At 49.5% G+C, this 10,014-nt stretch carries 11 protein-coding genes, 2 tRNA genes and 1 rRNA gene; 5 read left to right on the top strand and 9 right to left on the bottom strand.

Annotated features, from left to right (window positions below):
• Both xerC (J3351_RS13560) and J3351_RS13555 read left to right on the top strand, forming a co-directional pair.
• On the top strand, positions 1 to 943 hold a 943-nt coding region (gene xerC / locus J3351_RS13560), incomplete at its 5' end, for a tyrosine recombinase XerC (protein WP_207697965.1).
• Positions 944 to 1,413: 470 nt separating this feature from the next.
• On the top strand, positions 1,414 to 1,662 hold the full coding sequence (locus tag J3351_RS13555) for a DUF6061 family protein (protein ID WP_097783552.1): 249 nt from the start codon (positions 1,414 to 1,416) through the stop codon (positions 1,660 to 1,662).
• A gap of 83 nt (positions 1,663 to 1,745) precedes the next feature.
• Here the strand turns inward: J3351_RS13555 and J3351_RS13550 are convergent, their stop codons facing one another.
• From J3351_RS13550 to J3351_RS13525, 6 genes are all read right to left on the bottom strand, one after another.
• Positions 1,746 to 2,285: a hypothetical protein gene (locus J3351_RS13550; RefSeq protein ID WP_112091226.1), complete on the bottom strand. Its 540-nt coding sequence runs from the start codon at positions 2,283 to 2,285 to the stop codon at positions 1,746 to 1,748.
• Positions 2,282 to 2,560, bottom strand: coding sequence for a hypothetical protein (locus tag J3351_RS13545; protein ID WP_242699431.1), 279 nt, complete (start codon positions 2,558 to 2,560; stop codon positions 2,282 to 2,284). The genes J3351_RS13550 and J3351_RS13545 overlap by 4 nt, the downstream gene beginning before the upstream one ends.
• Positions 2,561 to 2,693: 133 nt before the next feature.
• Complete coding sequence (locus tag J3351_RS13540; protein WP_242699430.1) at positions 2,694 to 3,677, bottom strand: hypothetical protein; 984 nt, start codon at positions 3,675 to 3,677, stop codon at positions 2,694 to 2,696.
• A 237-nt stretch (positions 3,678 to 3,914) separates the two neighbouring features.
• On the bottom strand, positions 3,915 to 4,232 hold the full coding sequence (locus tag J3351_RS13535) for a zinc-ribbon domain-containing protein (RefSeq protein WP_118526901.1): 318 nt from the start codon (positions 4,230 to 4,232) through the stop codon (positions 3,915 to 3,917).
• Between the two features lie 142 nt (positions 4,233 to 4,374).
• On the bottom strand, positions 4,375 to 5,040 hold the full coding sequence (locus tag J3351_RS13530) for a sigma-70 family RNA polymerase sigma factor (RefSeq protein WP_207697964.1): 666 nt from the start codon (positions 5,038 to 5,040) through the stop codon (positions 4,375 to 4,377).
• Complete coding sequence (locus tag J3351_RS13525) at positions 5,024 to 5,854, bottom strand: helix-turn-helix domain-containing protein (RefSeq protein ID WP_207697963.1); 831 nt, start codon at positions 5,852 to 5,854, stop codon at positions 5,024 to 5,026. The genes J3351_RS13530 and J3351_RS13525 overlap by 17 nt, the downstream gene beginning before the upstream one ends.
• Positions 5,855 to 6,539: 685 nt before the next feature.
• On the opposite strand from J3351_RS13525, the gene J3351_RS13520 reads away from it, so the two are divergent.
• The 3 genes from J3351_RS13520 to xerC (J3351_RS13510) are packed head-to-tail and all read left to right on the top strand — an operon-like array spanning position 6,540 to position 9,567.
• Positions 6,540 to 7,805: a plasmid recombination protein gene (locus J3351_RS13520; protein WP_097772703.1), complete on the top strand. Its 1,266-nt coding sequence runs from the start codon at positions 6,540 to 6,542 to the stop codon at positions 7,803 to 7,805.
• 42 nt (positions 7,806 to 7,847) lie between these two features.
• Positions 7,848 to 8,162 (top strand): helix-turn-helix domain-containing protein, encoded by a 315-nt coding sequence (locus J3351_RS13515; RefSeq protein WP_207697962.1) that lies wholly within the window; start codon positions 7,848 to 7,850, stop codon positions 8,160 to 8,162.
• 16 nt (positions 8,163 to 8,178) lie between these two features.
• Positions 8,179 to 9,567 (top strand): tyrosine recombinase XerC, encoded by a 1,389-nt coding sequence (gene xerC / locus J3351_RS13510; RefSeq protein ID WP_207697961.1) that lies wholly within the window; start codon positions 8,179 to 8,181, stop codon positions 9,565 to 9,567.
• Between the two features lie 160 nt (positions 9,568 to 9,727).
• Here the strand turns inward: xerC (J3351_RS13510) and J3351_RS13505 are convergent.
• The 3 genes from J3351_RS13505 to rrf form a co-directional block, all read right to left on the bottom strand.
• Positions 9,728 to 9,803, bottom strand: a tRNA-Lys gene (locus J3351_RS13505).
• A 3-nt stretch (positions 9,804 to 9,806) separates the two neighbouring features.
• Positions 9,807 to 9,881: transfer RNA gene (locus tag J3351_RS13500), tRNA-Glu, on the bottom strand.
• A 7-nt stretch (positions 9,882 to 9,888) separates the two neighbouring features.
• Positions 9,889 to 10,005, bottom strand: a 5S ribosomal RNA gene (gene rrf / locus J3351_RS13495).
• Positions 10,006 to 10,014: the final 9 nt, after the last annotated feature.

Below are 10,014 nucleotides of genomic sequence, written 5' to 3'. Positions count from 1 at the left end.
CACCCTGCTGAAAACCGCCTTTTCCTATGCGGTGGAATGGGACTTGATCCACAAGATTCCCCTGCCCCGTGATGCCCCCAAGGTCAATATCGAGGAACGCACCATCTGGGACGAGAAAACCATGCTGGCAGCGTTGCAGACCATCGAGAACCCTGCCCTGCATCTAGCGGTGCACATGAGCATGATCCTTTCGCTCCGTGAGGGCGAAATCCTCGGCCTACAGCCGAGTGATCTGGACTTTGATGCAGCCGATGGGCGTGGCACTATCTCGGTCAATAAGACCATGCAGCGAGCCAACAAGGACGCTCTGGAAAAGCTCGACCCCAAGCAGGTCTACTACACGTTCCCGGACAGGCGTGAGGGTAGCAAATCCTCTCTCATCCTGAAAAAGCCCAAGACCAAGAAGTCAAATCGTATCCTGTATATGACCAAGCCTCTGAAAGAGGAACTTCAAGCATGGCTTGAAAAGCTCAAGCAGGACGAGCAGAGCGCCCCGGAGAAGTACAGCAACTGCGGACAGCTGTTCCGGCTCCCGGACGGTCTGCCCATCGCACCGGAGCTGCTGACGAAATGGTACCGTCTGTGGAGAGTGGAGCACCCGGAGTTTGAACAGATCGTGTTCCATGGTCTGCGGCACTCCAGTGCCACCTATCAGCTCTTGCAGCCGGACGGCGACTTCAAGTCGGTGCAGGGCAATACAGGTCACGCCACCGCATCTGTCCTGATGGACACCTACGCCCACACGCAGGACAAGCCCCGGCTGGAACTGACCGAGAAGATCGAAGCGAACTTCTATTCCCAAGACCTGCCCCCGGCAGCACCCCAGCCCCGGCAAAATGAAAAGCCGGCGGCAACAAAAATCTCCGGCAAGGAGATCCTTGAAGCCATCCGGCTGATGGACGCAGACGAACGCAGAGAATTGACGAGAGCCTTGTTCGCCTAAAATTTCTTCTTTTTATGCAAAGGAAAGCAGGCTGTGCAAACCTTGCGCAGAAAAGCCCCTGATTTAGGCAAATGTGCAAACGGTGTGCAGAAAGTGTGCAGCCGCTTTCCTACATAAAGAAAGAACGCCAAATCTTACGATTTGACGTTCAATATCTGGTGCACCTCCAGGGACTCGAACCCTGGGCCCACTGATTAAGAGAGCAAGCCGCCGGTTCGTCTCAATTTATGGAAGTTTCGAGTTATCGTTATTTTTAATCAAGGCAACGTGATTTTTCACCTGGTAATTTCTGCACTCTTTGTCGGATTTTGCAGCGAAAAGTACCCTTTGCACGTTTTGAAACCGTGCAAAATCCGTGCAGAAACCGTGCACTTACTCTCTGACAAACAAAATCGACCTATCCCCCATCGACTTGACGGCATTGGTTTGAGTGGCCGCACACCAAAAATCAAGTCTAGGAGGACACTACTATGATGAAACTACTTTCCTGCCGCTACAATATGGACACCAACCGGGTGGAAGCCCGGTTTGAGGATGGCACTGTCCTTTCCCTTGACTGCATCGCCATTGAGGACGAGTACGGCAACACCCCGGCACAGCGGGCAGAACTGGATTGGCTGCTCTACAATAAGCCATTGGAGTACGCCCAGCTTGTGCTGAGTGGTGAGATTGAACACTACCTTTCACTTGGCTGCGACCATGGCAGACTGGAAGATTGACCTTTAATTAAAATATCCAAGGCAAAACAACAGCCCTCTACTTGCAGTCGTTGCAAATAGAGGGCTCATGATTAGTTAGTAGTTCAACCTATTATGGTAACCATCTGAAAATACTGATACTGGTATTCATCTTCTAATACCGCCTGCATTTCTTCCATGTATAGCGGGTCTTTCAACAGTTTGGGATGAAATGCTCGCTCTCTCCAGAGTCGGACTCCAATTTCGGGAAAAAAATATTCCGTTCCCAGTTGCAAGTCCTTTTCGTTGCAAATAACGTTGTCCTTTTTCATTAAGCTATCAATAATACACTCGGCGGCTGTATTAAACATATCCATCCCGAACAATTTTATTGATGCCACTTTAGACAAATCACGCTGGATGCCGATTTCAGCAGCTTTTCCGTTCCGATACTGCACAAGAAAGAACGAATCATTATCCATATATCGTCCGGTTATCAAATTAGGGTCATCGGTTTCCGCACAACATTCCATTTGCATTGCTTCATCAGAAGAATTCGACCACTGTTTCTTCATTTGTAGAAGAGCATTTTCTAATTCATCTGATGTCATGCCTAATTTTAATTGTCCAATTCCAATATGTGGTTCAATAATTATCTCTTTCATAACAAAACCTTATACCAAAAAGTGAGCCATACAAATGCAGCAGTTGCACATATCATCAGAACCAGTAGTATCGTACTTGCAAGTTTTTTCTCAATGGAAACTTTCTGATTTTCGCACAAGACAATTTGCTGAAGATTGTGAAATTCGGCTTCGCTGACATTTCCATTTAACGCTTTCCATGTATTGCGGCGTTCTGTAACCAGCAAGAAATCAGACAGCATTTCCATAAAAATGACAGCGAAAAATGCCAAAGAAAGAAACACATACTGCTCCATTGGCTTGCCGTCAAAGTATCTCGGAGTGCTGCCGGTTTCAAGGACTGTACCGCAATGACATAAAGTACGGTACTTTGTTCACAGTTGTTCTCCTTAATCTGCTGGCACCTATACACCGTTATTCCCATCATGTCTAAAAGCGAATTGATTTTGCAATTTCCAATGCCTGGCTTTCCGACACAGAACTTGCTTCAAGTTCAATTGCAACAAAGCATTCTTTCTCGTTATCATAAGCGAGAACGCCTAAATTGTTTACTGGTTCTGAATTTGCACCATCTTGAAAAATTACCGTTGTAAGTGCAGTCGTTCCGCGTTCCGTGGTTTGTATCACATCGTATTTATTATCCGTGTCAAACCTGTAAACCGATCCTAGCCGAAGTGCAGAGTAAACAATCTGCACGGAATCTCTATCACCTTCATATGGTTCATAGGTACTGTATCCAACCGCGCCAACCAACACATGATTTTTGTCATAAATATCATATACTGGATAAGACGGATTCAGGCTTGCAAGAGCAAGTGGTTTATTTTCAGCACGTTGCGTTTGTTCTCTCTTTTGAATTTTCCACCCTTGCGGAAGTTCGATTGAAATAACACTGCTCGCTTGTCCTAATTCTTCAGTTTGAAATTCAATTTGCCGATTTGGTTTCTCCTTGTTTTCAGCTTGTTCTCCTAAAATATCTGATGCGATTTGTCCATATTCTTTATCAGTAGTGATGGATTCCAGATACTGATAAAGCGTATTTCTTTCTTCATCCGATCCTCTATAGGGAAGCTCTGTTTTTATGCCGGATAAAACAAGCTGCTGAAAGTCTTTATCATTCATCAGTTTGTCATATTTCAACACATACAGTGTGTCTTGAGGGAATTTGATAAGACGATTTGTCAACACCGAAAAGCAATCTTCTGTATACCCACCATCCGATTCTTTAAGCTTTTGCAGTACTTGGCTTGTGCTGGCATTTTCAAGATTAGATAAAAATTCCTGCTCGCTTGTCACCGATGTCGATATAGGAGAGTTCATAGAAGTTGAAGAGGATACTTTTGTTGAGCAAGCTGACAATCCTATGATTGTCGCAACCGAAATTGCAATGAAGCTCCTTTTCATATAGAACATACACCTCCCGTTTGTTTCCATCAGAAGCTTTTACTTAGACAACGCAGCAACCAACACATTTGTTGCAGGATTTTCCAAATTTGTTTACTTAAACAAAAATCCATCCTCACATTTGTGCTCATCTGAACTTTGAGCATTATTTCCACAGCCAATCAATGTAAGTACCAGCGCAAGGCAAAGAACTATTATAGCCCTCTTTTTCATACGGTTTCCTCCTTCTATGTTTTTTCTTCACATTTATCGGACTTTTCCACAGTTTTTGCAAAAACGTTCAGAAGAAGCATTTAATGTTCCGCAGTCCGGGCAATACCATCTTCCGTCTGGCATCGGTTCAACAGGCGAGGGCGTTTGGTGTGCTTTTGCTGGAGTTTGAACGGGTGATGCAGTAAACAGCGGCGCAATATTCACATCTCTACGGCCAACACCAGCAAGGCTTCTAAAATCCAACGATTTAACTTCTTGTGCCAATGTCCGTTTTGGTTCAATATACTGACCGCACCGTTGGCAATATCGAACACCCAACTTGTTTTCATAACCACAATTTTTACAAGTCATCAAAGCTCCCTCCTTGCTTTTTGTTTAGATAACGAAATTTAAGCCTGATTTATTTCGTTTGTCCACAAAATTTTTCAAAATCGTATAGCTGCACATAAATTTCCAGAAAACTTGTAGCACAATCACGATTTTTTCTTTTTATTCAAAGAAACCACCACGGCAGTTCCAGCCACAAATTATCCATGACCTGTTCCTCCGTCTTTTTTGCGCGGCCTTTTGTCAGGTGAAAGTATATCGCCGTGCCGATCAGCGGATGTTCCTCGCCATCGGTGAAGCCATAGCGGTACAGCAGATAGGTCTGCTCCCGTTGGGTCAGCCGTTTCAGGCCATCGTACAGTTCCCGGCGCGATTCCTGCTCTTCCATAATACTCTGCGGCTGCATGGCATAAGGGTCGGCTATGGCTTCGATACGCCGCAGCTGCTCTTCTCCCGGCAGAACCTCATCCAGCGAAACGCGCTGGTAGCAGACGCCGTCCTTGTCTTCCGTCACCATCCGCTGCTCAAAAGCGGCAAAGGCATCCCGCACCATGTCCATCATGGCGTTGCGGATGGCCGGAGCTGCGTAGGTCAGGAACTTCATGCCGCGCGCCGCATCGAACTTCGGCACAGCTTTCCATAAGCCCAGATTGCCCGCTTGTTTCAAATCGTTCGTGTCAAGGTTCAGGCCAGACTGTGCCAGATTCATGCTGCGGAAGAGGTCATTTGCCACCTTGCCAATAAAGGACTTGTTGTTTTCAATCAGGCTGTCCAGTGCGGCGGCATCGCCTTTCTGTGCCAGCGCACAAAGCCGTTCATTCGTCTGCTTCATGGGCGTTTTCCTGCTCTGCGGCAGACTGCAAGATTTCCAGCAGACCGTTCCGCAGCTGTTCCAGTGCTTCCGGCGTAGCTCCCTCCATGCCCGAAACACTGTCCAACATTGCATCCGTCAGCTGCTCTGCCGTAATCGTTGGGTGCTGCACATCCTGCCCCTTGGTCAGTTCATTGAACATCTTCTCGGCCACTTTCTTGCTCATGGCTTCCTGTTCGGCGTAATGGCTCCCGATGCCCTTTTTGATTTCCTTGACCGCTGCCATGAAGTACATCTCAATGTCATCAAGGTCACCTTGGTATACTGGCTTTCTCCGAAGGCTGATGTCCTTTGCGGCTTTGGCTGCTTCCGGGGTCTTGACCTTCGTGCGAAGCAGATTGCTCAGGGTGGAAAGCATGGCATTCTGTGCTGCGATACCAGACGCAAAAGTATCATCAAAATACTGCGATATGCGGTAAGTAAGTTCTGCGAAGCGAGCGTTTTCCAGCAGCAGGTTGACCACCTCTGCATTGATGCGCCCTGTGTAGAGGTTCTTTGCGGCTTCTACGGACAAGCCCAGTTCGGCAATGTCGTAATTTTTGCGGTCGGGGATGTTGGTTTCTCCCAGCAGGAAATCCGTGGACACTTTGAACAGCCTTGCAATCTTTAGCACCTGCTCATGGGTCAGGGTTCCTTTCGCACCACTAATAAAACGGCTGATGGTGCTCTTGGAGCAGCCGATTTCCTTGGCGAGTTCTGGTTGGCTGATGTTGTGCTCTTTCATCAAGTCCGCAAGACGGATGTTGGATGGTGCGGGCAGATATTCCTGTGCCATGTGGTCGGCCCTCCTTTTTGATCTTTTTCCTCATTATAATACGCTCTGCCGTTTTGTTCAATATACGGTTACCTCTCCGCCCTTGCTGTTGCAGTCCTGCAACCAGTAAGGGCTTTTTTCTTTTTCCGTTGCAGTTTTGCCGCTTTTTTGCTCTTTCTGCAAAATTTTCCGTATATTCAGGCAGGAAACAAAAAACACCAGAGTTCCCACGCTAGGGACTCTGGTGCAGTACATAACATCGCCCTGCCCAGTGGCCGCAGGGTGCGGGGCTTTGTGGGCATCGAGCCGCTTGTCCACCCCTGTCCATAAAAAGTGCATTTTTTCACGGAAGAAGTTCGTACAACCTGTACGGTCTGTACTTGTACGCACCCGTACGGCAAATCGAGATAAATTAAGGCGTGTTATCGTTTATATTTCGGGTTTCCGTACACCGTACGAACCGTACAGGTTATTTGAACTCCGTACGCGATTTTTTCGGATGCGTACGGAGCAATCAAGTTCGCATTGTGCGAACTTGATTGTAACTCTCCCGCAGGAGACGTTCCCCCTCGGAGAGTCCTCGAAGAGCCCACTACACTTTGCAGCCCATAGGGATGAAAGTGTTATAGTGGGTTATTACACTTCCGAAGAAGTGCATCTTCGTTCCCCGTCACCTCTCGATGAACCTTGAAAGGAGGGATGCCCTTTGGCAAGAAACGATGGCGTTGACCGCACCAGTGTCCGAAATCTCGCCGTTTCGGACAAGGCCGTTGGCAACACCCAGCAGCACAATGAGCGTGAAAAGGATAGCTATCGGAACCCCGATATTATCCCCCAGCGCGCTGCATGGAACGTCCACTTCAAAAAGCCAACCGCCAGCTACACTGACCTGTTCGCCCAACTGGAAACCGCTGGTACGATTTCAACGCGCGGCCTGAAGCCGGATGCCACCCATTATTGCGAGCTCGTCTTTGATGTCAACTCGGCCTATTTTGACAATCACGGCGGCTATGAGTTCGCCAAGCAGTTCTATGCAGATGCCTACAAAGCAGCCGTTCAAATCGTGGGCGGTGAGCAGTATATTCTCTCGGCTGTCATGCACGCCGATGAGATCAACCGTGCCATGACCGAAGCACTAGGCCGCGAAGTTTACCACTACCACCTCCATGTGGTCTATGTACCTGTTGTGGAAAAGCAGATCCTCTGGTCGAAACGCTGCAAGGATAAGGCACTGGTCGGCACAGTCAAGGAGACCGTCATGCAGGTCAGCCGGAGCAAGAAGTGGGCATCCAAGCCCTTGCTGGACGATGCCGGAAAGCCCGTCCTGCAAAAGAACGGCAAACAAGTCCTGAAGAAGTCGTACAGCATCTTGCAGGATGATTTCTTCAACTATATGCGCGCTGCCGGGTACACGGATGTGGAGCGCGGCGAGCGTGGCAGCACCGAAGAACACCTAACCGTCACCCAGTTCAAAGTCCAACGGGAGCAAGAGCGTCTGGGCAGCCTGACCGTCCAGATTGACCAGAAAGAGCAGCACCTCACCCAAACCAACAAAACCCTCTCCAAGACCGAAAAGGAACTTGCCGCTGTGCAGAAAAAGGTCACGCTCACAAAAGAAGCCCTCATTCATGCGCGCGATCTGGATTATATTGGTAAGCGCACCTTTCTCGGCAACTATTCGCTGACCGAAGAAGAGTTTTCCAAGCTGAAAAAGCAAGCTGACCACGGCTATATGATGGATGTGGAGAACCGCCGCCTGAAAGAAGAACTTTCCACCGCCAAGAAAGAGGCCGTTCGTTGGAGCAACAAGTACCACGACCTGTGGTACGACGTGAAACCCTATCTGGATGCTCTCCACCGTGCGCCCGAACTGGTGCGTGGCTTTCTGGAAAAGATTCTTGCCCCCAAGCAGGAGCACACCATGAATGTGCCGCAGCAAAACCGTAAGCGTGGGCAAGATGTAGAACTTTAAGCTGAATTTTTAGATGATATGACAATATAAGGAGCAATGCTTATGGATTTTGACCGTAATTCTATGACCGTCCCTGTGCAATCTTCCGATTATACGAAAAAGTTCTTGCAAAAGGACTCGAATCCCACTACAATGGAAGTGGTCACTCAAACCAATGCCGTCAGGTCTCCGACTGACAGCCCGGCAACCACGAAACTGGTGTACACGGTGGAAGAGATCGCACGAATGCTGGCCATCAGCCTGCGCTCTGCTTACAATCTGTGCAACAGCACTACCGAATTCCGTGTCCTGCGAGTAGGCGGAAGCATCCGTGTGCCGAAGGACAGCTTCGATGCGTGGCTCTACCGGGCAGCTTGATAAGGAGGCAAACAGTATGGCATATATTACGAAGCGCGGCAACTCTTACAGCGTCCGCTACACCTACGAAGATGAGCACGGCAAGAGCTGCGACAAATGGGAGAGCTTTCCCACAAAAGAGGAGGCAACGAACCGAAAAAAGCAAATCGAGCATGAACTGGCCGCTGGCACTTTCCTGATTCCGTCCTCGGTAACGGTGGCAGAGTTCCTGATGGACTGGCTGCCGAAACAGTGCAGCAAGCACAAGTGGGCACCCAAAACCTACGAATCCAACCTTTCCACCATTCAGAATCTCATTATCCCCTATATCGGCAGCATGGAGATGCAAAAACTCAAGCCCTACCACATGGAAAACCTCTACACGACCCTGAGCAAAACGCCCTGTGGTTCGTATATCGAGGGCAAGAAGCAGGAACTGACCGAAAAGCAGAAGCAGCGTTTCCTTTCCGGCACAACGATCCATGAGGTGCACCGGCTGCTGGGCACTGCCTTCCAGTATGCCGTAGAGTGGGGCATCCTTGTCAAAAGCCCTGTTCCCGTGGACAGTCCCAAGAAGTCCACACAGGAGCGCACCATCTGGACGGTAGAGGAAATGCGCGCGGCTCTAGACAGCATGGAGGACCCTATCCTGCATCTGGCAGTCCACCTCACATTGGTGGGCGCACTGCGAGAGGGCGAGATCGTGGGTCTGACCCCGGAAGATCTCGATTTTGATGCCGCAGATGGCATCGGAACCTTCCGTATCAACAAGTCCATGCAGCGGGTACGGAAGGAAGCCCTGAATCAGGTGGACGATGGCTGCATCATCAAGGTATTCCCGGACAAGCTGGAGCGCAGCACCACTTCTCTCATCCTGAAAAGCACCAAAACGGCGTCCTCCTGCCGCACCATCTTCATGACCTCTGCTCTGAAAGAAGAGCTGAAGAAGTGGCTGGGACAGATGGCAGCGGATGAATCGAAAGACCCGGAACGCTACCATGACAGCGGGATGCTGTTCCGTCTACCCAACGGTCTGGCGGTGGAGCCTGTGCTGATCCGCAAGAAGTTCCTCAAATGGCAGGATGCACACCCGGAATTCCCCCGCATTGTGTTCCACGGTCTGCGGCATTCCAGCGCAACCTATCAGCTGATGATCTCCGGCGGCGATGTGAAGGCCGTTCAGGGCACCACAGGGCACGCCACGGCGGATATGCTGGTGAACACCTACGCTCATATCCAGCAGTCCTCTCGTGTAGAACTGGGCAGGAAATTTGAGGAAGGGTTCTATGCTAAACAGGAAAGCCCCAGCCCGCAGGCTGTACCCGCCGAAGGCGAACCGACCATCTCCATGACCGCTCTGCTGGAACTTCTGAAGGACGCAGACCCCGAAGTAAAGGCGCAGCTCCGTCTGGCTCTGCTGGCCTGATGCAAAATTTACCACGCATTTCAAAGCAATTCCAGCCCATGCAGAGGATTCCCACGAAAACGCCGACCGTGCAAAAACCGTGCATTGACCGTGCAGACCCCGATTTTTCGGGGTTACATAACAAAAAAACGCCAAATCTTACGATTTGACGTTCAATATCTGGTGCACCTCCAGGGACTCGAACCCTGGGCCCACTGATTAAGAGTCAGTTGCTCTACCAACTGAGCTAGAGGTGCATATGGTGACCCGTACCGGAATCGAACCGATGTTAAAGGCGTGAGAGGCCTCTGTCTTAACCGCTTGACCAACGGGCCATATAAAAGTCGGCGACTACCTATTTTCACGCGCCGTTTCCAGCGAACTATCTTGGGCACGAGTGAGCTTAACTTCTGTGTTCGGAATGGGAACAGGTGGAACCTCACCGTCATCGTCACCGACCAATATGAC

It is taken from the genome of Faecalibacterium sp. Marseille-Q0746 (genome assembly GCF_017377595.1).
In the GTDB taxonomy this organism is placed as follows: Bacteria; Bacillota; Clostridia; order Oscillospirales; family Ruminococcaceae; genus Faecalibacterium; species Faecalibacterium duncaniae.
This window is presented reverse-complemented; position numbering and strand designations above follow the sequence as displayed.

Coding starts and splice junctions, on each gene's coding strand:
- J3351_RS13530 (WP_207697964.1), bottom strand. CDS start 5,040: ATGAAGCAGACGAATGAACGGCTTTGTGCGCTGGCACAGAAAGGCGAT.
- J3351_RS13540 (WP_242699430.1), bottom strand. CDS start 3,677: ATGTTCTATATGAAAAGGAGCTTCATTGCAATTTCGGTTGCGACAATC.
- J3351_RS13545 (WP_242699431.1), bottom strand. CDS start 2,560: ATGGAGCAGTATGTGTTTCTTTCTTTGGCATTTTTCGCTGTCATTTTT.
- J3351_RS13515 (WP_207697962.1), top strand. CDS start 7,848: ATGGATTTTGACCGTAATTCTATGACCGTCCCTGTGCAATCTTCCGAT.
- J3351_RS13550 (WP_112091226.1), bottom strand. CDS start 2,285: ATGAAAGAGATAATTATTGAACCACATATTGGAATTGGACAATTAAAA.
- J3351_RS13525 (WP_207697963.1), bottom strand. CDS start 5,854: ATGGCACAGGAATATCTGCCCGCACCATCCAACATCCGTCTTGCGGAC.
- xerC (WP_207697961.1), top strand. CDS start 8,179: ATGGCATATATTACGAAGCGCGGCAACTCTTACAGCGTCCGCTACACC.
- J3351_RS13535 (WP_118526901.1), bottom strand. CDS start 4,232: ATGACTTGTAAAAATTGTGGTTATGAAAACAAGTTGGGTGTTCGATAT.
- J3351_RS13555 (WP_097783552.1), top strand. CDS start 1,414: ATGATGAAACTACTTTCCTGCCGCTACAATATGGACACCAACCGGGTG.